General features: G+C 41.4%; 23 protein-coding genes. 11 read left to right on the top strand and 12 right to left on the bottom strand.

The window, feature by feature from the left end:
- Position 1: 1 nt before the first annotated feature.
- The 3 genes from cyoA to ppsA all read right to left on the bottom strand — a co-directional run bounded on the left by cyoA (position 2) and on the right by ppsA (position 4,628).
- Positions 2 to 1,075, bottom strand: a complete 1,074-nt coding sequence (cyoA, locus tag HYG89_RS01550) for a ubiquinol oxidase subunit II (RefSeq protein ID WP_004973169.1) — start codon at positions 1,073 to 1,075, stop codon at positions 2 to 4.
- Between the two features lie 302 nt (positions 1,076 to 1,377).
- On the bottom strand, positions 1,378 to 2,175 hold the full coding sequence (locus HYG89_RS01545; protein ID WP_178865769.1) for an RDD family protein: 798 nt from the start codon (positions 2,173 to 2,175) through the stop codon (positions 1,378 to 1,380).
- A gap of 74 nt (positions 2,176 to 2,249) precedes the next feature.
- Positions 2,250 to 4,628 (bottom strand): phosphoenolpyruvate synthase, encoded by a 2,379-nt coding sequence (gene ppsA, locus HYG89_RS01540; protein ID WP_178865767.1) that lies wholly within the window; start codon positions 4,626 to 4,628, stop codon positions 2,250 to 2,252.
- Between the two features lie 155 nt (positions 4,629 to 4,783).
- Here ppsA and HYG89_RS01535 point away from each other — a divergent pair, with 155 nt between their 5' ends.
- Entirely contained in the window at positions 4,784 to 5,620 is an 837-nt protein-coding gene (locus tag HYG89_RS01535; RefSeq protein ID WP_004973178.1) for a pyruvate, water dikinase regulatory protein, read from the top strand.
- A 114-nt stretch (positions 5,621 to 5,734) separates the two neighbouring features.
- Here the strand turns inward: HYG89_RS01535 and HYG89_RS01530 are convergent, their stop codons facing one another.
- From HYG89_RS01530 to HYG89_RS01515, 4 genes are all read right to left on the bottom strand, one after another.
- Positions 5,735 to 6,289, bottom strand: a complete 555-nt coding sequence (locus HYG89_RS01530; RefSeq protein WP_004973179.1) for a hypothetical protein — start codon at positions 6,287 to 6,289, stop codon at positions 5,735 to 5,737.
- 244 nt (positions 6,290 to 6,533) lie between these two features.
- On the bottom strand, positions 6,534 to 7,538 hold the full coding sequence (locus HYG89_RS01525) for an LLM class flavin-dependent oxidoreductase (protein ID WP_178865889.1): 1,005 nt from the start codon (positions 7,536 to 7,538) through the stop codon (positions 6,534 to 6,536).
- A 220-nt stretch (positions 7,539 to 7,758) separates the two neighbouring features.
- Entirely contained in the window at positions 7,759 to 8,256 is a 498-nt protein-coding gene (locus HYG89_RS01520) for a hypothetical protein (RefSeq protein WP_004973185.1), read from the bottom strand.
- A 245-nt stretch (positions 8,257 to 8,501) separates the two neighbouring features.
- A complete protein-coding gene (locus HYG89_RS01515; RefSeq protein WP_004973189.1) occupies positions 8,502 to 8,927 on the bottom strand; it encodes a glycine zipper 2TM domain-containing protein in 426 nt (141 codons plus the stop codon).
- Between the two features lie 386 nt (positions 8,928 to 9,313).
- Here HYG89_RS01515 and prfA point away from each other — a divergent pair, with 386 nt between their 5' ends.
- Both prfA and prmC read left to right on the top strand, forming a co-directional pair.
- Complete coding sequence (gene prfA / locus HYG89_RS01510; protein ID WP_004973192.1) at positions 9,314 to 10,402, top strand: peptide chain release factor 1; 1,089 nt, start codon at positions 9,314 to 9,316, stop codon at positions 10,400 to 10,402.
- Positions 10,402 to 11,232, top strand: coding sequence for a peptide chain release factor N(5)-glutamine methyltransferase (gene prmC, locus HYG89_RS01505; protein WP_167846066.1), 831 nt, complete (start codon positions 10,402 to 10,404; stop codon positions 11,230 to 11,232). The genes prfA and prmC overlap by 1 nt, the downstream gene beginning before the upstream one ends.
- 114 nt (positions 11,233 to 11,346) lie before the next feature.
- On the opposite strand, the gene HYG89_RS01500 is transcribed toward prmC, so the two are convergent.
- The 3 genes from HYG89_RS01500 to HYG89_RS01490 form a co-directional block, all read right to left on the bottom strand.
- Positions 11,347 to 12,258 (bottom strand): bestrophin family protein, encoded by a 912-nt coding sequence (locus tag HYG89_RS01500; RefSeq protein ID WP_004973196.1) that lies wholly within the window; start codon positions 12,256 to 12,258, stop codon positions 11,347 to 11,349.
- A 203-nt stretch (positions 12,259 to 12,461) separates the two neighbouring features.
- Positions 12,462 to 12,812: a hypothetical protein gene (locus tag HYG89_RS01495; RefSeq protein ID WP_104852119.1), complete on the bottom strand. Its 351-nt coding sequence runs from the start codon at positions 12,810 to 12,812 to the stop codon at positions 12,462 to 12,464.
- A gap of 260 nt (positions 12,813 to 13,072) precedes the next feature.
- Positions 13,073 to 14,098, bottom strand: coding sequence for an AraC family transcriptional regulator (locus HYG89_RS01490; RefSeq protein WP_178865887.1), 1,026 nt, complete (start codon positions 14,096 to 14,098; stop codon positions 13,073 to 13,075).
- A 142-nt stretch (positions 14,099 to 14,240) separates the two neighbouring features.
- Between HYG89_RS01490 and HYG89_RS01485 the strand changes: the two genes are divergently transcribed.
- The 8 genes from HYG89_RS01485 to HYG89_RS01450 all read left to right on the top strand — a co-directional run bounded on the left by HYG89_RS01485 (position 14,241) and on the right by HYG89_RS01450 (position 22,362).
- On the top strand, positions 14,241 to 15,011 hold the full coding sequence (locus HYG89_RS01485; protein ID WP_004973201.1) for a 3-hydroxyacyl-CoA dehydrogenase: 771 nt from the start codon (positions 14,241 to 14,243) through the stop codon (positions 15,009 to 15,011).
- A gap of 148 nt (positions 15,012 to 15,159) precedes the next feature.
- Positions 15,160 to 16,296 carry an acyl-CoA dehydrogenase family protein gene (locus HYG89_RS01480; RefSeq protein WP_004973203.1) on the top strand — a complete coding sequence of 379 codons (1,137 nt, stop codon included), beginning with the start codon at positions 15,160 to 15,162 and terminating at the stop codon, positions 16,294 to 16,296.
- Positions 16,297 to 16,572: 276 nt separating this feature from the next.
- Positions 16,573 to 18,219 (top strand): AMP-binding protein, encoded by a 1,647-nt coding sequence (locus HYG89_RS01475; protein ID WP_131260808.1) that lies wholly within the window; start codon positions 16,573 to 16,575, stop codon positions 18,217 to 18,219.
- A gap of 255 nt (positions 18,220 to 18,474) precedes the next feature.
- Positions 18,475 to 19,185, top strand: a complete 711-nt coding sequence (locus tag HYG89_RS01470; protein WP_004973205.1) for a hypothetical protein — start codon at positions 18,475 to 18,477, stop codon at positions 19,183 to 19,185.
- 164 nt (positions 19,186 to 19,349) lie between these two features.
- Complete coding sequence (locus HYG89_RS01465; protein WP_096900943.1) at positions 19,350 to 20,078, top strand: HesA/MoeB/ThiF family protein; 729 nt, start codon at positions 19,350 to 19,352, stop codon at positions 20,076 to 20,078.
- A gap of 58 nt (positions 20,079 to 20,136) precedes the next feature.
- Positions 20,137 to 21,435 carry an AarF/ABC1/UbiB kinase family protein gene (locus tag HYG89_RS01460; protein ID WP_178865885.1) on the top strand — a complete coding sequence of 433 codons (1,299 nt, stop codon included), beginning with the start codon at positions 20,137 to 20,139 and terminating at the stop codon, positions 21,433 to 21,435.
- Positions 21,436 to 21,587: 152 nt separating this feature from the next.
- Positions 21,588 to 21,968, top strand: coding sequence for a dihydroneopterin aldolase (folB, locus tag HYG89_RS01455; RefSeq protein WP_004973210.1), 381 nt, complete (start codon positions 21,588 to 21,590; stop codon positions 21,966 to 21,968).
- Positions 21,925 to 22,362, top strand: coding sequence for a 2-amino-4-hydroxy-6-hydroxymethyldihydropteridine diphosphokinase (locus tag HYG89_RS01450; protein WP_178318661.1), 438 nt, complete (start codon positions 21,925 to 21,927; stop codon positions 22,360 to 22,362). The genes folB and HYG89_RS01450 overlap by 44 nt, the downstream gene beginning before the upstream one ends.
- A gap of 315 nt (positions 22,363 to 22,677) precedes the next feature.
- Here HYG89_RS01450 and coq7 read toward each other — a convergent pair whose 3' ends face one another.
- Together coq7 and HYG89_RS01440 are read right to left on the bottom strand one after the other, a co-directional pair.
- Positions 22,678 to 23,313 (bottom strand): 2-polyprenyl-3-methyl-6-methoxy-1,4-benzoquinone monooxygenase, encoded by a 636-nt coding sequence (gene coq7 / locus HYG89_RS01445; protein WP_004973212.1) that lies wholly within the window; start codon positions 23,311 to 23,313, stop codon positions 22,678 to 22,680.
- Between the two features lie 4 nt (positions 23,314 to 23,317).
- Complete coding sequence (locus HYG89_RS01440; protein ID WP_178865765.1) at positions 23,318 to 24,637, bottom strand: MFS transporter; 1,320 nt, start codon at positions 24,635 to 24,637, stop codon at positions 23,318 to 23,320.
- Positions 24,638 to 24,649: the final 12 nt, after the last annotated feature.

The following is a 24,649-nucleotide window of genomic DNA, read 5'->3' as shown; positions in this document are numbered from 1 at the left end:
CTTATTCCCCTTGAGAAGCAGTCGCATGTTCAACTGCTACATGAGTTTCAGAAGCAGGCGCTTCACCAGCCACTACAGGAGCTGAATGGTCAGCACCATGGTAGTTACTCATATAGTTATTGATCACTGATTCAAACAAGCCTTGCTCAACAGAAGAGTAATAAGTCACAGGATGTGGCTGAGTCTTATATGGACCTTCTTTTAAAGCCGTTGCAGCAAGTTTTTTCTCTAATTCAGTTTTGGCGTTACGAACCATTGCATCAATTTGTTTCTGTGAACGGTTACCGTCACGTAAAGAAGCAAATTCAGCTTGATCTAAAACTGTTTTTTGAACAGCTTGAGGATTGATAGTCGTACCTTGACCTGCTTTAACAGCTGTTACCCATTGCTCAAAATCAGCTTGAGTTACAGAGTGAGCTTTAAAGCGCATTTGCGAGAAACCATAACCTGAGTAGTTAGATGAGAAACCACGGAATTCGCCCGTGTTGTCTGCTAAAACGTTCAAGTGAGTTTGCATACCCGCCATTGCATAAATCTGACCAGATAATGCAGGGATAAAGAACGAGTTCATTGTGAAGTTAGAGGTTAAACGTAAGCTTACAGGCGTTTGCTCTGGGAAGCGTAATTCGTTAACAGTAGCAATGTTCTGTTCTGGGTAGATGAAGATCCATTTAAATTGTTCAGCAATAACTTGAACAGTTAAAGGAGCTTTTTCGGATTCTAGCGGACGGTAAGGGTCGTACTTGTGGGAACCCCACCAAGTTAACCAAGCTAAAATACAAATAATAATAACAGGTATACCCCATACTACAATTTCAATTGCAGTAGAGTGTGACCATGTTGGTTGATAGTCTGCGTCTTTATTCGATGCGCGATATTTCCAACCGAACCACAATGCCATAATTGCAGATGGAATAACCACCAATAGCATTAGGTAAATCGCAGTCATCATCAGGTTACTTTGACCTGCTGCAACTGGACCTTTTGAGTTCAGAAGTACTAAATCACCGCCACACCCAGTTAAGAGTGCAGCCATCGTAGATAAAGACAATACAGCTAAAATCGTTTGTCTCATTTTACAACCTCGGTGAAGAGTCCCATTCCCTAATTTAATATGGGATAGCGATTAAAGTGTCGCATGATTAAAAAGACATCAAAAAAGATGAAAAAGTCTTCTTAATCATCGGACACCGCTACGTTGTAGGGCATTATGCCTGATATCGACAAACTAAGCTACACATAAAGCGGCTTTAAGTGGAGGGAATAAAAACCAATTTTTATACTCGGAATTATTTGTGTTAATTTTAATTTATTTATATTTATCAATATTATAAGAAAAAAGGGATGATCAATCATCCCTGAATAAATAAAATCAAATTATTGCTTTACGACTTTGGTTTTGGCGAGTTTATCGTGCAAAGCCTGTCGTTTTGCACCAAATGCAAAGCCATAATCTAAAATTGTGATGAAGGGCATAAACATCATATTCAAAATAATGAAAATGATAGAGCGAATAGTAAACACACGCATTAGGCTGACTTTTTCATCGGTTTCAGCATCGACAATCTTAATTTTAGTCAGACGTTTGCCAATACTTTGTCCAGTTTTAGCCAGCAGGAAGGCTTGTATGCCCAGCATAATCAATAAATAAATTGCCACCGCTTGCCAAGCTTGCATTGGAATGAGCTGAAAGAGTTCAGTTTGCAATTGCATGGCTTGATCAGACGTTGTCGCTGCCTGCATTTTTTTTTGTAAACCAGACAATTGTTCAAACTGGTCCGCATTTAAGAAAAAAGAGGGAAGTGCTGCTGCAGGCAACCATAACAACATGTCTATAATTTTGGCTAAAGCACGTTGGTTAATGCTTGCCAATTCATTTTTTGTTGCCTGTGTTCTTGAATTTGATGATGCTGAGCTTGGTCGTGATGTGTTTGTAGCCGTGTAATCTGTATTTTGAAAAGGTGAATGTTCAGGGGCAGGTGGTGTGCTGACGTAGCCTTGTGGTTCATATACAAGTTTACCTTGGGTGAGTTCACCTAAAGCTTTCCATTCGCTCATGCCTTGGTGCCAAGCCAAATCTGTCAGCAACACTTGTTGGCTGGCGAGCATTTGGTTGAGCTGCTCTAAGGTGTATGGCCCAGCTTGTTGATTATTTCGTGCCAAGTAAATTTGCATAAATATAAAATCTCAAAAAATGAATTTGAAAAAAAACCCACGCAGGTGCATGGGTTTTCTTTTAACACGTTTTACTACGCTTGTTGAGCTTTTTCTTCAGAAAGGAAGAACCAAGTGTCTAAAACTGAGTCTGGGTTTAAAGATACAGATTCAATACCTTGTTCCATTAACCAACGTGCAAGGTCAGGGTGATCTGAAGGGCCTTGACCACAGATACCGACATATTTACCTGCTTTACGGCATGCGTGAATTGCCATAGAAAGTAATGCTTTCACTGCAGGGTCACGTTCATCGAACAGGTGAGAAACAATGCCTGAGTCACGGTCTAAACCAAGTGTTAACTGAGTTAAGTCATTTGAGCCGATAGAGAAACCATCGAAGTGCTCAAGGAATTGTTCAGCCAACAATGCGTTGGTTGGTAATTCACACATCATGATCACTTTCAGACCATTTTCACCACGTTTTAAACCATTCAGCGCAAGCAATTCGATCACACGTTTTGCTTCAGCAACGGTACGTACAAATGGAATCATAATTTGTACGTTGGTTAAGCCCATTTCGTCACGTACTTTTTTCAAGGCACGACATTCAAGCTCGAAGCAGTCACGGAAATTGTCAGACACATAACGACTTGCACCACGGAAGCCCAACATTGGGTTTTCTTCTTCTGGCTCATATAACTTACCACCAATTAAGTTTGCGTATTCGTTTGATTTGAAGTCAGACATACGCACAATCACTGGTTTGTCAGCGAATGCAGCAGCAAGGGTAGAAATACCTTCAACCAATTTTTCTACATAGAATTCGATTGGCGATGAATAGCCCGCAGTACGCGCCATAACTGCTGCACGTGTTTCACGTGGTAAGCTGTCAATATTAAGCAATGCTTTAGGATGCACACCAATCATACGGTTGATGATGAATTCTAAACGTGCAAGACCAATCCCTTCGTTTGGAATTTGAGCAAAGTCAAATGCGCGGTCTGGGTTACCAACGTTCATCATGATTTTGAACGGAAGTTTAGGCATAGATTCGATTGAGTTCTTTTGAACTTCAAAATCTAAAGCACCTTCATAAATGAAACCTGTGTCGCCTTCGGCGCAAGAAACTGTAACTTCCTGACCATCAGTCAAAACTTCAGTTGCATTACCACAACCTACAATTGCAGGTACGCCTAATTCACGGGCAATAATTGCAGCGTGACAAGTACGACCACCGCGGTTAGTGACAATTGCAGCAGCACGTTTCATCACTGGTTCCCAGTCTGGATCAGTCATGTCTGAAACAAGAACGTCACCTTCCTGAACTTTGTCCATTTCTTTAATAGACGTTACAACGCGGACTCTACCAGAACCGATACGCTGACCAATTGAACGACCTTCACAAATGACCGTACCTTTTTGTTTCAATAGGTAGCGTTCCATAGTACCGACGTTTTCACGGCTTTTTACAGTTTCAGGACGTGCTTGAACGATGTAGATTTGACCGTCATTACCATCTTTTGCCCATTCAATATCCATAGGCGCTTGATAATGTTCTTCAATAATTAACGCTTGTTTCGCTAATTCTTGCAGTTCGTGATCATTTAAAGAGAACTGTTGGCGATCTTGTTTTTCAACATCGACCACAACTACAGATTTACCAGCCGCGCCTTCTTCACCATAAATCATTTTTTGGTGTTTAGAGCCAAGGTTACGACGTAAAACTGAGTGTTTGCCTGCTTTTAATAAAGGCTTAGAAATATAGAATTCATCTGGGTTAACTGCACCCTGAACCACCATTTCACCCAAACCATAAGAAGCAGTAATGAATACAGCATCACGGAAACCAGATTCTGTATCTAGGGTAAACATTACACCAGCAGCGCCAGTTTCTGAACGTACCATACGTTGTACGCCTGCAGACAAAGCAACGACATCGTGGTCAAAGTTTTGGTGTACACGGTAAGAAATCGCGCGGTCGTTGTACAAAGATGCAAAAACTTCTTTAATGGCAATTAATACGTTGTCAATGCCACGGATGTTTAGGAATGTTTCTTGCTGACCTGCGAAAGATGCGTCTGGTAGATCTTCTGCAGTTGCAGATGAACGAACGGCAACCGCGATGTTTGGGTTGCCGTTAGAGAGTGCTTCAAAAGCAACTCGGATTTCTTGTTCTAGTGATGCAGTAAGCGGAGTGTCGACAATCCATTGACGAATTTTTGCACCAGTTTCAGCAAGCGCATTCACGTCATCTACATTGAGTGTTTTTAGCTCTGCTTGAATTTTAGCGTTTAGGCCACTTTGCTCGAGAAATTCACGATAAGCAGCAGCTGTTGTTGCAAAGCCACCTGGTACCGATACACCAGCATTAGATAAGTGGCTGATCATTTCGCCCAAAGATGAGTTTTTCCCACCCACGAGCTCAACATCGTGTTTCCCTAATTTTTCCAGACCAATTACGCGCGCTTCCAAAGTTGTTACTCCACTTTTGCAGTATTAATCACTATCTTGTCATGAAATTATAATAAATCTACTTAGCAATTTGGTTTTACTAAGCGACAGTCATGTAAGATCGGTTTACTATAAAGATTATATAGCACTAAGACAAATGTTTAAGGAGAATTTTAATGTCAGATGGTAAACAAATTAAGCGGAGTGTTTTTTTTATTTCCGATGGAACTGCAATTACGGCTGAAACCCTTGGACATTCACTCTTAGCGCAATTTCCAAATGTGGACTTTGATATTCATATTCATCCTTATATTACGTCTGAAGAAGCGGCTATGAATGTGGTGGCAGAGATTAATGCCCGAGCACAAATTGATGGTCAATTACCTTTGGTGTTTGATACCTTGGTTGACCAATATGTGCGTGACATTATCAACACTGCCAAAGCAATTAATTTAGATGTATTTGAAGGCTTAATTAGTAAGCTTTCTGAAGAGTTAGGAACACCACCAACCACTTTGGTCGGGCAGACGCATGCCGTAACAGATTCTGAATCTTACAAGGCACGTATTGATGCGGTGCATTTTGCCTTAGATAACGATGATGGCGCACGTACACGTCATTACGACAAGGCCGATCTGATTCTGATTGGGGTGTCGCGTTCGGGTAAAACGCCAACTTCCATCTACCTTTCTTTACAGTTCGGGATTCGTGTGGCGAACTATCCATTGACTGAAGAAGACCTCGATGACAACCGTTTGCCAGCCGTATTAAAGCCGCATAAACATAAGTTATTTGGCTTGATGATTGATGCTGAACGCCTTGTGGCAATTCGTACTGAACGTAAAGCCAATAGCCGTTATGCAAGTTTTAATCAATGCCAAATGGAATTGCGTGCGATTGAAGGTATTTATATTTCAGAAGGGATTAAATATTTAAATGTTTCAGAAATGTCGATTGAAGAAATTTCAACACGTGTTTTACAAATGACAGGTTTAAAACGTCGTATTGGTTAATGAAACTATATGTATTAAAAGAGCCAAAATTTTATTTTGGCTCTTTTTTATTGGATTTAAATAGAATAAAAATCAAGCTACTATTTATTTAAATGATAATGCTTTTAGTGTGACTTAAAATGTAGTGATAATGGTATCAATTGGATGTTCTTGTCCATCAATACTATGCACGCTATGTGCACAGACTTTGACAATTGGCCAAGTAATCAAATGGCAATTTTCGCGTTGTAAAGCTGAATAATAATGATCAGATTTAAAATAGCGTTGATGTGTATCTGCAATGTTTGGTGTGAGTTGACGTTTAAGCCACGTGTCTTTGACTTGAGCATCTAAAAAGCGTAAAGCCAAAATATTTTTGACGCGGTTATTAAACAAACGTCGATTTTTAAACACCAAAGGATGGCTAATTAGGCGATGGATGCCACGTTCTGTACTTGGCAGGACAAAATGCGGTGCAATTTGAAAGACTTGAACAGATGTTGCTTGCTGACAAATTCTATCGAGTTGTGCCACGCTGTCCTGATTTGCACCAATAACTGCAACGCGTAAACCTGTGAAGTCATGCTGTTTGATTTCAGTTGCAGGAATGCATTCGCCTTGGAATTCTTGAAAATCTGCCAAGCAGTTTTGAAAAGCGTGTCTATGTACGTCGTGTTTAGGACTGACCATGCTGAATCTCTTGATATATTCATTTTATAAATTAGAACATTTACTCTATTTTGTTGGGGCAGTACTGTTTGGTAAAGTCTTTTGTGCAGGCGAGCCAGTCATTCCTAAAGATTGAAAATTAATTCAACTGAGATTACTGAGATTTAAGCGAAAGAGAACAAGAAAACGGATTTAAGTTATTTATTTTAAATGTTTTTAATTGATGAAACCTTGTAGCTCAATAGAACTACAAGGTCGGAGCTAATTAAGTATCTAACTTCATTTGCATGAGCAAATCAAAGTTATGTAAGCGTTTTTCTGTGTCATAGATGTCACAGGTAAAAATAAACTCATCGACATCATACTTCGCCAATAAGTTTTCCAATCCTGCTTTGACAGTCGCCTTTGAGCCAATTTGCGCCATGGCATAAAAACTATCAACTGACATTTTTTCTGCAGGTGACCATAAGCCATCCATACTTTCGACTGGAGCTTTGAGTTTTAGGCTTTGTCCACGCATTAAACCTAAAACACGCTGATAGGCACTAGTCGCCAAAAATTCTGCTTCTTGGTCGGTATCTGCAACCACTGTTGGCACACCCATAGACACATAAGGCCGCTCTAAATATTCTGAAGGCTCAAAATTGTCACGATATAACTGAATGGCTTGAGCAAGCATACGCGGGGCGAAGTGTGAGGCAAATGAGTAGGGTAGTCCTAATTTTGCAGCAAGTTGTGCGCTAAATAAACTTGAACCAAGCAACCATACTGGAACGTGTGTCCCTTGTCCTGGTGTGGCAACAATACGTTGTTGTGGTTCTGCATCTTTAAAATAATGCAAAATTTCTAAAACATCTTGCGGAAATTGATCTTCAGTTTCCTGACGCCCACGACGCAGTGCGCGCATGGTCACTTGATCTGTACCTGGTGCGCGACCTAAACCGAGTTCAATACGGTTAGGATATAAAGTCGCTAAAGTTCCAAACTGTTCAGCGACCACTAACGGTGCGTGGTTGGGGAGCATAATACCGCCAGAACCGAGTTTAATTTTTTGCGTATTTGCTAATAAATAACCCAAAAGAACTGCGGTTGCTGAGCTGGCAATGCCATCCATATTATGATGTTCCGCCAACCACAAACGGTCATAGCCGAGTTGTTCTGCATGTTGTGCTAATTCAAGTGCATGATGCAGCGAAAACTGTACTGATTGATCATCACGTACAGGTGCGAGTTCAAGAATGGCAAATTTTGTGTCTTGCAGGGAACGCATCATTTATTCCAGCTTGATAAAGAGAGTTTTATCATACGATGCTGCACTGATTTTGTATATCGAAAATTTTCGATATATGGGCGAGTCATGAGATATTGCCATTTAACAACGCGCGACATTCATCCAAAAAGCACGCTTTATAAAAAAACATTTATCCAAGCAAGTAGTCAGCAAACAAAAAGCACCCGAAGGTGCTGATTGTTAGAAGTATCGTGAGAAATTAACGACGTTTACCATTTTTATAGTGACCTAAATGTAAGCCATTGTCTTTGCGGTAACGGTCATTATAACGGTAGTCATTGTAGCGATAGCCACGGCTATCATAGCGGCGGTCATAACGATCATCACGACGGTCTTCACTAACTTTTTGACCTAATACTGCACCACCTGCAGAGCCGAGTCCTGCACCGACATAGCCACCATTGTTGCCTGCCATATTGCGACCAACGCTATATCCACCTGCACCGCCCAAGGCAGCACCAATCATGGCACCGTTACGGTCACGTTTATTGGCAGAAGCTGCAGCACCGCCCGCACCACCAATGGCTGAACCAATCATCGCGCCTGTTTGTCCACCCATTTGTTGACCAATTGCTGCTCCGACAGCACCACCCAAGGCAGAACTTACGGCAACACGTGTATCGTTTGCATGCGCAGTACTCATAAGCAAGGCAGAACTTGCGATAACGCTACCCAATAAAATACGATTAAGTTTCATGCGGATGCTCCAAATATTGATTAATATGTTTTGTAATGAAGATATAGAAACAGATGGCAAAGATCGTGAAGGGCAATGAGGTAAATCTGCAAAGTTTGGTAAAGACTTTGTAATTGCACTGCTAAATTTCTTGATATTGATTATGGTCGTTTTTTTGAACTGATATATGAAGAAAAATTAATCCTATAAAAAAGCATCAAACCTGTGTTGATGCTTTTTTGCTGCTCTATGCCTATCGTTCAAGATTAACGACGGTTGCGTTTTTTCTTCCATTTACGTTCTTGATAGCGGTCATATTCTTTATCTTTCGAGATTTTATTGCCGAGTGCTGCACCACCTGCTGCACCTAAAGCTGAACCAATATAACCACCATTGGTACCGCCCATATTTTTACCTACGGTATAACCCGCACCACCACCCAAAGCACCACCAATTGCAGATTCAGTACGATGACGCTTATCACTCGCCACGGCTGCACCACCAGCACCGCCTAAGGCAGCGCCTAGTGTTGCACCCGTAGTACCACCCATATTTTTACCAATAGCTGTACCTGCAACACTGCCTAAAGCACTGGCTGCGGCAACGCGCGTAGTATTGTCTGCATAAACGTTGGCACTGAGCATTGAAGCTGTGGCTAAAGCTGCTGTCATTAACATTGCATTAAGTTTCATGTTGAACTCCATGTCCATTTATAGGACTTATTTATGATCAATTTTGATGGGCTCAATTTAACAAAGCGCCGCTTTTAAAATGTGGAGAGTGCAGACGAGATTGGTGTTCTTTGGTGTGGGCTTTGTATGAGTTTGATTAAAATTGCTAAAAAAATGTCCAAATGCGGATGCTAATTGCGGTACTTGGTGAGTTGTACATTCACCGCAATGCACAGCATCATCAAGCAGAAATACTGCTAGAACATCTGCAGATAGGCATTTCAAACATCGTACAGACTTAATAATGATGTTATTTGGGTGGTAGAATCGGTAAACTATGCGCAATTTTTTATTTCGCTGTGCTGCGTGTTGCATGTAACAGCCTTTGCATTGAGATTTTTTAAACAATGAAAGAATCGTTACGTTTACGATTAGATCAGCTTTCTGACCGCCATGAAGAATTGACTGCTTTGTTGGCAGATGTTGAAGTGATTTCAGATAACAAGCGTTTTCGTCAATTATCACGTGAACACAGTGATTTAGACGAAATTACGGCAGTGTGGTCACAATACACACAAGCCGAAGCCGATATTGAAACAGCCGAAGCAATGTTGTCTGATCCTGACTTTAAGGAAATGGCGCAAGAAGAAATTAAAGACAATAAAGCGCTGATTCAGCAACTTGAAGCTGACTTAAATATTTTAATGATTCCAAAAGACCCGAATGATGCCAACTCGGCTTATTTGGAGATTCGCGCAGGGACAGGTGGCGATGAAGCCGCGATTTTCTCGGGTGACTTATTCCGCATGTATAGCAAATATGCCGAAAGTCAGGGCTGGAGAATCGAAATTTTATCTGAAAATGAAGGTGAACACGGCGGATATAAAGAAGTCATTTGCTTGGTGAATGGCGAAGGCGTGTATGGCCGTTTGAAGTTTGAAAGTGGTGCGCATCGTGTGCAACGTGTTCCTGCGACTGAATCGCAAGGTCGTGTGCATACATCAGCGTGTACTGTGGCAATTTTACCTGAAGTAGATGTAGACACCACGGTAGATATTAACCCTGCCGATTTGCGTATCGATACCTATCGTGCTTCGGGTGCGGGTGGTCAGCACGTTAACAAAACCGACTCTGCAGTGCGTATAACCCACATTCCGACGGGTACTGTGGTGGAATGTCAGGAAGAGCGTTCACAGCATAAAAACAAAGCGAAAGCGATGGCGTTGTTGGCATCACGTTTGGAAAATGCCAAACGTGCTGCAGCAGATGCAGCAACTTCAGAAATGCGTCGTGATTTGGTGGGTTCGGGTGACCGTTCTGAGCGTATTCGTACCTATAACTATCCGCAAGGACGTATGACAGATCATCGTATTAACCTGACTTTATATAAGTTGGATGCGGTGATGGAAGGTGATTTAACTGAACTACTAGATAGTCTGCATCGTGAATATCAGGCAGATCAGTTGGCGATGCTTGCTCAACAAAACGGTGGTTAATGAATATTGCGCAAGCCTTGGCGCTACGTGGTGAAGTCGATAGCTATGAGCGTCAAGAAAATATTTGGTTGTTAGAGCATTTTTTAGGACTCAGTGCGCTTGAATTAAAATATCGTGCAGATCAGGAATTGAGTGCCGCGCAAGAGCAGATGTATGTGCAGGCTTTGGCACGTATAGCAGCAGGCGAGCCTTTGGCGTATATCACAGGTTCACAGCCATTTTGGACACTGGATTTAAAAGTCACGCACGATACTTTGGTGCCACGTCCTGATACCGAGGTTTTGGTCGAAACTGTGTTGGCTTTGTCATTACAACGTGATGCTGTAATTGTCGATTTAGGCACAGGTACAGGGGCGATTGCTTTGGCTTTAGCATCTGAACGTCCAGATTGGCAGGTAACCGCAACCGATATTTACCTGCCAACGCTTGCAGTTGCTCAAGAAAATGCAAGCAAGCATGCTTTAAATCAGGTGCAATTTGCCCGTGGTGCATGGTTTGAGGCATTGGGTTCAGCAGCCGAGCCACGTTTTGATTTAATTGTATCTAATCCGCCGTATATAGATGCTAATGATGCACACATGTCTGCTTTGGCAGCAGAGCCTGAACGTGCATTGGTGGCAGCAGATCAGGGTTTGGCAGATATTCTGCAGATTATTTCGCAGGGTAAGCACTGGCTGAAAGCAAATGGATGGATTGCACTAGAGCATGGCTATGACCAAGCTTTAGCAGTGCAAGCGATTTTTGCAGAACACGGTTTTTCTGACATTCGTACAGTCAAAGATTATGCAGGCAATGATCGGGTGACTTTAGCACAATGGCTTGCTGGCTGATGTGTTATATCAGTTAAAAATCTTGTGAGATCTATTTATCAGCTTGCAAACATAGACGAATGATTAGCAAAGTTTAAGTGCAAGACCAATTTATGAGCCTCAACTCAACTGATGTCAGCTTAGGTTGCCTTTCACTGCCAAAATTGCAGGTGGCAGTTCTTCGCCAAGTGAACTCAGCATTTCCCGTTCAATTAATCGCACCATGGAGTTGAGCGGTAAATCATTGTCTTGCAGGCCAAAAGGTTCTTCAAGTTGTTCGCTGAGAGCATCTAAACCTAAGAATAAATAGGCAATTAAACCCACCAAAATTGGTGTCCAGATTCCTAAACTTGCTTCTAAACTAAAAGGCAGAATAAAGCAGAAGCAATACACAGTGCGGTGCAACAAGACTGAATAAGAAAAAGGCAAGGGTGTGCTGAGAATTCGATCGCAACCTGCTTGCACATTACCCAATTCAACAATATGTTGATTCAAGCCTTGATAAATAATATCGGAAATTTCACCTGTTTTCAGTGCGCTGACTAACTCTTTTTGAATGCTTTCTAAAATAAACTGTGCGGCATTAATATGCGGAAATAATGCTTCATAATCTGCAGATGTGAGGTTGACTTTGTTTTGATAAAAATCGATAGGTTGGTTTTGATTGCGTAAACGGTTACGCAATAAATTACTAAACAACATGACCCGATACATCAAGACCCGACGCTGTTGATCTGGCAGTACGTATGAGTCACGTGAAATATGCCGTGATGTTGCAATTAACGTCCCCCACAATTTTCGACCTTCCCACCAACGTTCATAACTGGCGTTATTTCTAAAACTGAGGAAAATAGACAAAATAATACCGAAAATGGTAAAGCCAATGGCTGGTACGCTCGGCACTTGAAAAAAGTGGTGAGAAGACAAATACACTAAGACCGTAGAAAGGAAGACCACAATTGCAAGTGCAGGTAAGACCGTGGGTAAAATTGTCCCATACCATGCAAACAGTAGGGTAAAACTGTTGTTTTTATTGCGAATAATCATCTTGATGCATCCTTGAAGCTGTCCTTAGTGTTTCATAGACAAACAACGCTTGGCAAGATGATAGCTAGCTTTTGATTCAAAAAGCAGCAAGCGGCTTAAAGTCAATTTTTCTTATTTATTATTGCAACAGCCAATAAAAAAGTGATGCCATGAAGACATCACTTTTTAAATACTTTCAGCAACTGAATGCTCAAAGTTTTAGCTTACATCGGGTAATCTTGCAAACAGTCTGGAATTTCAACTTGTGCCAAACTGTCTGTTTCTAAAGCTAAACATAGTGCAACAATTTTAGCGGTATCGCACAGGTGTTCATCTTTGAGTGCTAAACCTGCTTGTAAAGATTGTAAATCTTCTTGGCAAATATCTAGGGCTTGCGCTGCTTCAAGTGCATCTTCACGTTTGAAAAACGCAGACATGACATTGCGTAACTGTTCTTCTGAGGTATTTAGAATACTTTGATTGAGTAATTCATCTAATTGGTCAGAAGCTTGGTTGAGGGAGTGAGAGAAATTTTGAACTAGATTGTGTTCAAGTACATCCATCATCTTAAGCATGGGGAAACCTCCAAAGATGCTCGTACATTTAATATTACAGGGGGAGTATGACAGCCGAATTGCATAAAATTTATGCTTTAAATTGATTGAAAAGTAAACTAAATTTAATACTTTGACAATGCAGTGCCGATGAACGTCCAGTTCACTGCTCAACCTTGAAATCACAGCGATGAGTTTTCTTTTATAATTAAGTTGTTTGTAAAATACACAAAATAGTGGCTGAGTAGTAGCTGATAAGTCACGCAATTATGAGCTTTCAATTATGAGCTTTCGGTATATTGTCGATATGCACCAGGATTGACCCCAGTCCATTTTTTAAAGGCACGATGAAAAGCGCTAGGATCATGGAAATTTAATTGATCGCTAATTTCCTGAAGTGATTGTTGGGTTTTGCTCAACAATTCAATTGCCGTATCTCGACGGATTTCATTTTTTAATTGCTGATAGCTGGTGCCTTCCTGCTTTAAACGCCGTTGGAACGTCGCTTCAGACATATTGAAATGTTGGGTTAATTCGTTCAGTTCTAACCACTCACTCGGCGGCAATCGCATTAATTGTTTACGGATTTTATGACTCAGCGCATGTGGGTTTTTATAACGCACCAAAAGGTTAAAAGGTGTTTGTTTTAAAAAGCGTTTCCAACTTTTTTTATCCTGCTTGATTTTTAAATCAAGATGTTTTGCCTCAAAATAAATCTTATGCGCTGTACACGCATATTCAATTTCATCACAGAAACGGACACGATAATCAGCATCATCCTGCGGGGCAGCACATTTGAGTTGCATGTTTAAAATAGCGATACGTTGTCCTGTCAGCCAGCACATCAAGCCATGAATCAGCATTAAATAAGTGGCATAACTAAACATCGGTTTCACTTGATCTTTATCGTGAATGGTTAAGATTGCATATTCACCATCTACGTTTAATTCACCTGAAAAATCATCCAGTATTAAATTAAAGAAGTTTAAAATGTCCTGTAATGCGGCCTTTAAATGCTCTGCTTGGTACACCCATTTAGACAAGAGTTGATAACTGCCACGACGCATAGCATGGCTGTCCATGCCAAAAAATTCATCGTTCATGGCATCTGCCAGTGCAATCCACAATTGACCATATTGCAGAATTGACACCCTCGCTTTGTTGGAATGTAACAGCTCTGCAGGAATACCCGCCGTCTGCAAAATCGCATGCGTATCCATACCGCGTTGCTGTGCAGTATGCAAAGCTTCATGGACTAAAGCAATTGAAATTGTACCTTTGCTGTAAGTGAGCTGAGTTGCATTCATGGGATGGCGTGGTATTCCATTTACAAGTTGAGTGTTCAAATACATCATAGTCGATGCAGGGTTTGGAAATTGTACTCTAGCTTGAGTGTGATTAATCTGTTTCTTAAGTTGTATCAACCTGAAAATTTATAAGGAAAATAAAATGAAAATTCAAGGAAAAGTCTGTGTGGTCACGGGTGGTGCATCGGGTTTAGGCGCTGCGACTGCACAACATTTAGTTGCGCAAGGTGCAAAAGTTATTTTGGTTGATATGAATCAAGAACTTGGGCAGCAGCTTCAACAGCAATTGGGCGAAAATGCAGACTTCGTAGCTGTAGACGTGACCGATGAAAACCAAGTACAGCAGCTTTTTAACCATATTGAGCAAAAATACGGACAGTTAAATGGCTTGGTGAATTGTGCAGGCATTGCACCGTCTGCTAAAGTCTTGGGACGTGATGGTTTGCATGATTTGGCAATGTTCCAAAAAGTGCTGAATATTAATGTCACGGGCAGTTTTAATATGATCCGTTTTGCGGCACAACTGATGGCGAAATATGACTTAGCCGCCGATGAAGAAGAGCGTGGTGTGATTGTGAATACTGCTTCGGTTGCAGCATTTGATGGGCAGATTGGACAAAGTGCGTATTCTGCATCGAAAGGTGCAATTGTGGGGATGACGCTGCCTTTGGCACGTGAATTGGCACGTGAAGCCATTCGGGTGATGACGATTGCCCCCGGTATTATGGAAACCCCGATGCTGAAAGCATTTCCACAGCATGTGCAAGATGCTTTAGGGCAAATGGTGCCATTTCCACCACGTTTGGCAAAGCCTGAAGAATTTGCGCAATTGGTGGGTCATATTTTTGAAAATGGTTATTTAAACGGTGAAGTGATTCGTTTGGATGGCGCAATTCGTATGCAACCGAAATAAGTTATGACGATGTTATATCCATAAAATAGCCTAAGCAAAAATTCAAGTATTGAAAAACTGGATACTAAAAAACCGTTGCAATACAGAACAAGGATGTTGCGCGCATTCCTGACAAAAACAACATCTACCATATAAACAGAGGGTCACCATGATTTTAAGCCATGAACAAAAAATGATTCAGGATATGCTGCGCAGTTATGCACAGGAAAAGCTTAAACCAACTGCAGCGGCACGTGATAAAACTGCTGAATTCCCTGCAAAGGAGTTAAAAGAACTGGGTGAGCTAGGTGCTTTGGGCATGACCGTTGCAGAAGAATGGGGCGGTGCAGGTTTAGATTATGTATCTCTCGTTTTAGCCTTAGAAGAAATTGCTGCGGGTGATGGTGCAATTTCAACGATTGTGAGTGTGCAAAACTCATTGCCATGCGGAATTACACAACGCTACGGCACAGAGGCGCAAAAACAAAAATATTTAACTAAACTGGCAACAGGCGAATGGTTAGGCTGCTTTTGTTTAACTGAACCACAAGTCGGCTCTGATGCCAGCGCGATTGAATGTAAAGCTGAAAAAGATGGAGAGGATTGGGTTTTAAATGGCACCAAGCAGTTTATCACCACAGGCAAATATGCAGATGTTGCTTTAGTTTTTGCTGTAACGGACAAAACTGCGGGTAAAAAAGGCATTTCCTGCTTTTTAGTCCCGACGAACACACCAGGTTATATCGTGGCACGTTTAGAAGACAAAATGGGACAGCACTGTTCCGATACCGCCACCATCGTGTTGGAAAACTGCCGTATTCCTGCAGAAAACCTATTGGGGCAAGAAGGTGAAGGCTACAAAATTGCACTCTCTAATTTAGAGTCGGGGCGTATTGGTATTGCCGCGCAATCGGTGGGTATGGCGCGAGCAGCTTTAGATGCAGCCGTGGACTATGCCAATGAGCGTAAAGCTTTTGGAGTTGAAATTGTGCAACATCAGGCAGTCGCGTTTCGCTTGGCAGATATGGCAACACAGATTGAAGCTGCACGACAGCTTATTCTACATGCCGCAAGCCTCAAAGATGCAGGCTTACCGTGTTTAAAAGAAGCATCTATGGCCAAGCTTTTTGCTTCAACCATGGCAGAGCGTGTGTGTTCAGATGCGATTCAAATACATGGGGGCTATGGCTATGTATCTGATTTTCCAGTTGAACGTATTTACCGCGATGTGCGCGTTAGCCAAATTTATGAAGGTGCATCCGATATTCAGCGTTTGGTGATTGCACGTGAAGTGACTAAGCGTTAAAGCTGAGTATCTAAAACTTTAGTCGGTGTCCAAAGCTTGCAAGGTTATTGCAGGATGTGGAAATTGAGAAAATGTTCAAATCATGTTTAGCTAACTTGATTGAAAAATACGCGAAGATCATGTCGTGATTGCGTTGCATGATCGACTTCAACACAGCAAACCTAATTTAAATTTTAAAGAGCGATTCAATCCTAACTTGTAAAAACGGTTAAAACAATAACGCATATTGCTGCAAATGAATTGCAGTGTCATCAGTTTAAGACGGAGCTTAAAAGAATGAAAACTTTGCAAGAGGCATATCAACAGTTTGATATTGAGCAACTGATTCAAACCCAATTGGCAGGAACGCCAACGGCACTTAATGCCTATGAAGAATGTTGCGGACGCTATACGGGTACTCAACAAACTGCCTTAATTTGGGAAGGCAAACACGGTCAAACTGCATCGTGGACATTTGATCAACTGGCAGAAGCATCTGGAAAATTGGCAAATTATTTTACTCAACTGGGCTTAAAAGCAGGTGATTGTATTGCAGGATTATTGCCGCGTACGCCTGAATTGTTAATTACGGTTTTTGCCACATGGCGCATTGGGGCAGTGTATCAGCCTTTATTTACAGCCTTTGAATCTAAAGCGATTGAGCACCGTATTCAAACTGCAAAGACGCAGCTCATTGTGACCAATACTGAGCAGCGTCCAAAACTAAATGCCTTGTCTAATGTGAAAATTTTAACTGTGGACGCAGCAAATCAAGCTCAAAACCATGATACAGATTTTTGGCAAGTTCTAAGCACTCAAGACACTTACTTTGAAACCGTGTATCGCAGTTTTGAAGATGATTTTCTGATGATGTTTACATCAGGCACTACGGGTTTAGCTAAATCTGTACCTGTGCCTTTAAAAGCCATTGTGGCATTTAAAGGTTATATGCAGCATGCAGTCGATTTAAGAGCAGAAGATTCATTTTGGAATTTAGCCGACCCTGGTTGGGCTTATGGCTTGTATTACGGTATTACAGGGCCACTGAGTTTGGGGCATAGCATTATTATGGATGAACGTCCATTTAGTGTTGATCATGCACTGGAAATTATCCGTAAATATCAGGTGAGTAATTTAACAGGTTCACCAACCGCATTTAGAATGTTCTTTGGTTTTAAAGAAAAGTTTGATGGTGATATTCAACGACATCTGCGTGTGGTTAGCAGTGCAGGCGAGCCGCTCACACCAGAAGTGATTCATTGGTTTAAGCATGATTTACAAGTCAATATTTATGATCAATATGGACAAACCGAATTGGGGATGGTGATTGCCAATCATCATGCACTGGAACATCAGAAAAAAGTAGGTTCTGCGGGTTATGCTATTCCCGGACATCGTTTCGCGGTTTTAAATGCACAGCATCAGGAAGTCGCTCACGGCGAAATTGGCACACTTGCACTGGATGAATCACAATCGCCTTTAATGTGGTTCAAAGGTTACGATGGGGATGACCGTAAATCATTTGTGGGACAGTATTATTTAACGGGTGATACGGTACGTTTAAATGAATTTGGTGGGATTGATTTTATTGGTCGTGCAGACGATGTCATTACAACTTCGGGTTATCGTGTCGGGCCTTTTGATGTAGAAAGTACTTTGCTTGAATGTGAGGAAGTGCTTGAATCCGCAGTAATTGGTAAGCCAGACCCAGAGCGTACAGAAGTGGTAAAAGCCTTTGTGGTGTTAAAAAATCAATATCAACCAAGCACTGCATTGCAGGAAAAGCTGCAACAGTATGTGCGTTCACGCTTATCGAAACATGCCTATCCTAAAGAAATTGAATTTGTCAGCAGTTTGCCTAAAACATCCAGTGGAAAAATTCAGCGTAATTTATTGAAGCAACAAGAAATTGCAAAACAAAATGCTTTTAAAAAAGTGAGCTAAATTCAGCCAATAGGCCCTGTTAATTATTGCGCCATAAGAAAAACGCCATTCATACAGATTGGCGTTTTTTTAAATCTGTATTCTTTATTTAAACCACCCGATTATGCAAGCACGAACTCAATCGATAGAAAATGTGTGCATCATATTGGTGATGTGATATTTTCAACTTTATGCTGACACAATGAACAAGGCTGCATGTACTTCGATTACGATAAAAGCATGTAGGCAGCGCAATACATATTGGGGGAGAACATCATGGTAACAGCTCATTTAAATTTCACGCAGCCGTCAAAGCGGATATTTACGAAGTCGATATGGATGGGCGCAGCTTTACTGTTGTGTGCCTCTGGCAGTTATGCACAAAACTGGAACCCAGCGCCAACTGCTGAAAGTACAGCCTATTCCAGCTATCCAGCAGCAAAAACGCCACAAAAAAATTATGCAGTCTTTGCCGAATACGCCAATTTTGAAGCAGATTTTGACAGTGGCGATACAGTAGAACTAGATGGTTTTGCTTTGGGTGTTTCCACCACGCCACATCGCTCAGGTTTTTATGGCAGATTGGAATTCTTAAAAAACAATGAATACGATTTGGATTATTATGAATTCAATATGGGCGGGAATTTAAACCTGATCAGCTATCATGGTTTTTATTTCAATACATACGCAGGTCTAGGTTATAGCGGCGCAAGTTCAAAGCTGCTTGCCAATGATGTCAATTTTGTCACTTTACCTGTGGGCGTAGAAGTCGGTTTGAACTTTGTTCCTGATTTCTCGATTTACGCCACTGCCGGTTATAAATGGTTATATGACAGCACCTCGAATACCACCTGTAAAGATGGGACAACCTCAGACAAAGTCGGGAATACGGCATGTTATTGGAATGGTGGAATTGCTTATTATAACGAATATATAGGCGATGCCGATGGCGTTACTTATAACGTAGGCATGCGGATGCACTTTTAAGCAAGTCGTTGCACATCTCCCATCTGTGCAAATACGCAACAATTCAACCGCCGTCATGGAGGTTTGCTTTGAATAACCGTTATACTTGGCGTTTTGGTTTTGCAGAATAGGGCATTTTCTTGGAAAGCATATTCGATACTCAGTTGGAATTGAGCGATGCAGAAATGCATCTATATAGCCGACAAATTTTATTGGATGGCTGGGATATTGAAGCCCAAGAAAAATTAAAACTGGCCAACGTACTTGTTGTGGGGTGTGGCGGGATTGGCTGTTTAAGCGCAGAATTACTAGCGCGTGCAGGCGTAGGTAAAATCACTCTGATTGATGCTGATGTGATTGAAACCAGTAATTTGCAACGACAAATCGCCTATACCCCCGCAGATTTAGGCTTTTATAAAGCCGAAATTCTCGCAAAAAGATTAATGCAAATTAATCCTTATATCGAGATTGTTTGTTTAACCACGCTGTTAGATGCGCAAAATGCAGGCACTTTAGTTGCCCAACAAGACCTAGTTTTAGATGGTTGTGATAATTTCAGTACCCGATATTTGGTCAATCAATATTGCCGACAATTGAATGTACCTTTACTCAGTGCCTCTGCCATTGGTTTTCAAGGGCAAATGTTCATGGTCGAAGGTGATTCTGCTTGCTATGAATGTCTGTTCCCGAAAGAACAACATGCCAATGAGAGTTTGCGCTGCGCTGACAGTGGCGTATTGGCAACCACTCCCAACGTCATGGCCAGTTTACAAGCGCATCATGCCTTATTGTACTTGGGTTTAGGCAACACCGCGCTGAAACAAAAGCTATTACTTTGGGATGGTTTAAGCATGAAACAACGCTTATTGTCGTTTGATCAAGACCACAACTGTCCAGTTTGTCAGGCAAGATAGCCTTTTTACTTGGCAATTTTTTGTTAAACTCTCACTACTTTAATATGACTCAGACATGATGAAAAATAATATCTGGTTAGATGGTTTACGTTCAGTTGCTCGCATGGGTGAAACTGCCGTAGTGGCAGCCAAAGCAGGCATTAAATATGCCACTGAAAAGCCAAGTAATGCCAAACTCATGCGCGAAACATTTGAATCTTTAGGTTCAACCTACATTAAACTTGGGCAGTTTATTGCCAGTACACCGTCATTGTTCCCGCGTGAATATGTCGAAGAGTTTCAAGGTTGTTTAGACCAAACTCCAACTTTACCGTTTAGCTATGTGCAGCAAGTATTGGCATCTGAATTTGCAGGGCGCAATTTAGATGAAATATTTGCCTCAATAGATGAAAAGCCTTTAGCTTCAGCATCTATCGCACAAGTGCATGCTGCAAAATTGGTAAGTGGAGAAGATGTGGTGATTAAAGTGCAAAAACCGGGTGTAGAAACTATTCTCTATACCGATTTAAACGTCTTGCACTGGGCGACTAAACTGCTCGAAAAAGCTGTACCTAAAGTCAAATTTGCGTCATTGGCCGATATTGTCGAAGAAATCAAAACCCGTATGGTGCGTGAAGTCGACTTTATTGAAGAAGCACGTAACCTAGATGATTTTATTAATTATCTGAATTTAACCCAAAATACAAAAGCCACTGCACCTAAGGTCTATCATCAATATTCCACCCGTCGCGTATTGACCATGCAGCGTTTGTATGGCGTACCTTTGACCGATTTTGACGTGGTGAAACAAGTATCTAACGATCCATCGCAAGTGTTGATTACTGCCATGAATACATGGTTTGGTAGCTTGATGATGTGTAACAGTTTCCATGCCGATTTACACGCAGGCAACCTGATGTTGCTTGAAGATGGGCGTGTCGGCTTTATTGATTTTGGTATTGTCGGACAGCTAAATCCTGAAGTGTGGACTGCTTGTATGGCCTTTATGGATGCCTTGCAAAATACCAACTACACGCTTATGGCGGAAAATATGCTCAAAATGGGCATGACTGACACGCAAATTGATACTCAGGTTTTGGCAGCAGATTTAGAGCGTTTATTTAGTGGCGTATTGCTGGCTGATCCTCAAGAATTGCTGACTTCTAACCCTGCAGATTTAAATGACATCATGCTTGATATGGTTGCTGTGGGTGAGCGTCATGGGATTCGTTTCCCACGTGACTTTGCTTTACTGTTCAAGCAAATGTTGTACTTTGACCGTTTCATGCGCGTTTTAGCACCTTATACCGATATTTATGCCGATCAACGACTGCAGATGGTACAAAGTATTGATCCGAATTTGTTGTTAAAGCATTAATTATCCATATTGGGCGAATCAAGCCTTCTGGTTGCATATTTTAAAGCCACCGATCTTTTGTTTTATGAGTTCAATGTGGCTTTAAAATACGGCAAATATGCCTTTCAATAGACAGAGATAGAAGGATTTAAAATGAAATATAGAGTGTGGTCATGGATGCAATTATCATTGAAGGCTTAAAGGTAGAAACAGTCGTCGGCTGTTTTGCATGGGAGCGTCAAATTCAACAACCACTCATGTTGGATTTGATTATTGCCACCAATTTAAGCCAAGCTGCAGCTTCAGATGAGTTGCAAGACACGCTCAATTATGCAGAAATTTGCAGCATTTCAGCGCAAGTGATTCAGCAGGCTGCGCCCAAATTGATTGAGCATGCCGCACAATTGGTATTGGATGCACTTTTTACGACTTTTGCCGCCATTGAATCCATTACCATCACCATTCGCAAACCTGCCATTATTCCAGAAGCCAATTCTGTAGGAATTCGTCTTGAACGCCACCGAAACGATTTTTGCCCTCGCTCTGGCGAGTAACTGCGAAGCACCGCGTCAGTTTAAAAATGCCTATCAGCAAATTGCTGCATTGGGTGAAGTGCATTTTTCGCACATTTATCTGATTCCATGCCGTGATGGAATTGGTGCAGACTATTGGAATTCTGCTTGTTTGCTAAAAAGCCGTTTAAGCTTTGAGCATCTAAACGTCATCCTTAAGGAATTGGAAGTTGCAGCAGGGCGTGTGCGTCCATCGCATGATATTCCGCTGGATATTGATATTATTGCGTGGGGTGAAAATTTAGCTCAAATGCAATTCAATCCGAAAAAACTGCCACTGGCTTTAGATGTTAAAATTCCAATGTGGGATATTTGGCAAGATGAGGCTTTTGTGCATCCAGAACATGACTACCCAATTGTGAGTTGTGAAGAATAAATCAGCCAATAAAAGGGGTAGATTCGTACTACACATCTTTAAATTTTGGCTGTGATCTGTGATCTCGTTTCGGTTAACATCACCGTGTCATATCTTTCTGATATATTTGTATGAAAAACCATCAAAAACAATATTTTTCTGTATTTATACGGCTTTGCACTTAAAAAATATCCACAAAATCTGCGGATAAATCTTGGGATAACTCAAAATCGGCTCTTTCTCTGTTATTTTTTGATCGTTTTAATCGAGATGTTTTCTATTCCAATGACATAAAAAAACGCCCACAATTGTGAGCGTTTAAGTGTTATCAATTCATTAAATATAATAACTGGTCTTGGTCATGAGCTTGGAAATCGCAGTCATGGTCAAACGTACAGGTACAGGCAAATCTACACCACCTGCTTTGAGCGCCGTATCGCGATGATGCAATTCATCTTCATTCATTTGGACTAGAATTTTACGTGAACGATCATCTTGTTCAGGCAATTGGCTAATATGATGTTCTAAATGCAAGCTGACTTGACGTTCAGTTTCTGCCACAAAACCCAAACTGTATTTATCGCCCGCAATACCTGCAATTGCACCCATCCCAAAAGACAAGCCATACCATACAGGATTAAGCAAACTGGTGTGACTGTCTAACTCTTTTAAGCGGTCTTCGCACCACGCCAAATGGTCTTGTTCTTCAATTGCAGCCTGTTCCATTTCACGACGTACATTGGGCAATTTCGCAGTTAAAGCCTGACCGTGATATAAGGCTTGTGCACAGACTTCACCACTATGGTTTACTCGCATTAAGCCTGCAACATGACGTGCTTCACTCACAGCCAATTTGGTTTCAACCGTATTGCCCGGGTTTTCACGTTGAGCCGAAGTTGTGCCAGGTACTAAACTACGTAAGGCTTGGTCAAATGAATGAATAAACTTGTCGATGCCTGTGTAATGACGCATGAAATTAATCCTCCAAAGAGTCCTGTGCAGTATCTAACATTGGCTTGAGCTTTAACAAGAGCCAAAAGGTGAAAACAGCACTTAAAACAGCCGTAATACTAAATAAAATTTTTAAATCAATTTTTAAAATGCTTAAAATTAAAATCGAAAAAATGGCAGATGACACCATAAATACCGCATTTAAAATATTGTTGGCTGCGACCACACGTGCGCGGTGCGAGCGAGGGGAATAGGCTTGCATCATGGCATATAAGGGTACAATGTAAAAACCGCCACTAATGCCGAGTAAAGTGACTGCGCACATGACATGATAATAACTCCAGTCTTGCTGAAAGACTTCGGCTAAGCCCAATAGCGCACCTGTTTTTTCTGGTACAAAAGCCAATGCGCCTGCCAAATAAAAAGCAAAGACGGTTAAACCGACTGCGCCAATAGGCACCATTTTAATATTAACGTCTGTACCGCCTATTTTACGGCAGAGCAAAGAACCCACACCGATACCGACAGAAAAGAGCGTCAGTAATAAACTCACCACGTTTTCAGAAGCATGCAAGTTTTGTTGAGTGAGTTGTGGAATTTGGGTTAAATACGTTGCCCCATAAAACCAATACCAAGAGTTTCCAAGTAAGATCAAAAAAATCATCGGCAGGCTTTTGGCATATTTTAAAGTCTGGAAACTGGTACGGAAAAAATTCCAGTCAATTTGAATGTCGGGTGCCGTGACGCGCTGCGTCAGCACAAAACGACTTGAGGCATAACCAATTAGTGCAATAATCACCACAGTTAAGCTAATCCAGACTAAATTGCCTGCAGATACCGAAATCACTGCACCGCCTAAAATCATCCCCAATAAAATTGCAATGGATGTACCTGACTGGAAAATTGCATTGCCCGACATCAGTTCATGCGGTTTGAGTACTTCAGGCAAAATGGCATATTTGATTGGGCCAAAAAAGGTCGATTGTGCGCCCATTAAAAATAAGGCAATCAGCAATAGCCACAAATTTCCTAAAATAAAACCAACGGTACCAATCAGCATGATGACAATTTCAAGCAGTTTGATGGCACGCACCAATTGGGCACGTTCATACTTGTCTGCTAATTGTCCTGCGGTGGCAGAAAAAATAAAATACGGCAAAATAAACAACAAGGCTGCTAAATTATTCAAGGTGCTGACATTTGCAGATTGCTGGCTAATCAGACCATAGGTAAAGACTAAAAGCAGCGCTTGTTTATACACGTTATCATTGAGTGCGCCAAAAAATTGAGTGAGAAACGTCGGCAAAAAGCGACGACTCCTCAACAAATGTTCATTTTTTTCCATGCGTGATTAACT

Source organism: Acinetobacter sp. SwsAc5 (genome assembly GCF_013391485.1).
Taxonomy (GTDB): Bacteria; Pseudomonadota; Gammaproteobacteria; order Pseudomonadales; family Moraxellaceae; genus Acinetobacter; species Acinetobacter towneri.
The sequence above is the reverse complement of the archived record's forward strand: the minus strand, read 5'-3'. Positions and strand labels throughout refer to the sequence as shown.

Bases quoted from the DNA above. Each gene is read 5' to 3' on its own strand.
- cyoA (WP_004973169.1), bottom strand. From the start codon at position 1,075: ATGAGACAAACGATTTTAGCTGTATTGTCTTTATCTACGATGGCTGCA.
- HYG89_RS01545 (WP_178865769.1), bottom strand. From the start codon at position 2,175: ATGCAAATTTACTTGGCACGAAATAATCAACAAGCTGGGCCATACACC.
- HYG89_RS01535 (WP_004973178.1), top strand. From the start codon at position 4,784: ATGTCAGATGGTAAACAAATTAAGCGGAGTGTTTTTTTTATTTCCGAT.
- HYG89_RS01530 (WP_004973179.1), bottom strand. From the start codon at position 6,289: ATGGTCAGTCCTAAACACGACGTACATAGACACGCTTTTCAAAACTGC.
- HYG89_RS01525 (WP_178865889.1), bottom strand. From the start codon at position 7,538: ATGCGTTCCCTGCAAGACACAAAATTTGCCATTCTTGAACTCGCACCT.
- HYG89_RS01520 (WP_004973185.1), bottom strand. From the start codon at position 8,256: ATGAAACTTAATCGTATTTTATTGGGTAGCGTTATCGCAAGTTCTGCC.
- HYG89_RS01515 (WP_004973189.1), bottom strand. From the start codon at position 8,927: ATGAAACTTAATGCAATGTTAATGACAGCAGCTTTAGCCACAGCTTCA.
- prfA (WP_004973192.1), top strand. From the start codon at position 9,314: ATGAAAGAATCGTTACGTTTACGATTAGATCAGCTTTCTGACCGCCAT.
- prmC (WP_167846066.1), top strand. From the start codon at position 10,402: ATGAATATTGCGCAAGCCTTGGCGCTACGTGGTGAAGTCGATAGCTAT.
- HYG89_RS01500 (WP_004973196.1), bottom strand. From the start codon at position 12,258: ATGATTATTCGCAATAAAAACAACAGTTTTACCCTACTGTTTGCATGG.
- HYG89_RS01495 (WP_104852119.1), bottom strand. From the start codon at position 12,812: ATGCTTAAGATGATGGATGTACTTGAACACAATCTAGTTCAAAATTTC.
- HYG89_RS01490 (WP_178865887.1), bottom strand. From the start codon at position 14,098: ATGAATGCAACTCAGCTCACTTACAGCAAAGGTACAATTTCAATTGCT.
- HYG89_RS01485 (WP_004973201.1), top strand. From the start codon at position 14,241: ATGAAAATTCAAGGAAAAGTCTGTGTGGTCACGGGTGGTGCATCGGGT.
- HYG89_RS01480 (WP_004973203.1), top strand. From the start codon at position 15,160: ATGATTTTAAGCCATGAACAAAAAATGATTCAGGATATGCTGCGCAGT.
- HYG89_RS01475 (WP_131260808.1), top strand. From the start codon at position 16,573: ATGAAAACTTTGCAAGAGGCATATCAACAGTTTGATATTGAGCAACTG.
- HYG89_RS01470 (WP_004973205.1), top strand. From the start codon at position 18,475: ATGGTAACAGCTCATTTAAATTTCACGCAGCCGTCAAAGCGGATATTT.
- HYG89_RS01465 (WP_096900943.1), top strand. From the start codon at position 19,350: ATGCATCTATATAGCCGACAAATTTTATTGGATGGCTGGGATATTGAA.
- HYG89_RS01460 (WP_178865885.1), top strand. From the start codon at position 20,137: ATGAAAAATAATATCTGGTTAGATGGTTTACGTTCAGTTGCTCGCATG.
- folB (WP_004973210.1), top strand. From the start codon at position 21,588: ATGGATGCAATTATCATTGAAGGCTTAAAGGTAGAAACAGTCGTCGGC.
- coq7 (WP_004973212.1), bottom strand. From the start codon at position 23,313: ATGCGTCATTACACAGGCATCGACAAGTTTATTCATTCATTTGACCAA.
- HYG89_RS01440 (WP_178865765.1), bottom strand. From the start codon at position 24,637: ATGGAAAAAAATGAACATTTGTTGAGGAGTCGTCGCTTTTTGCCGACG.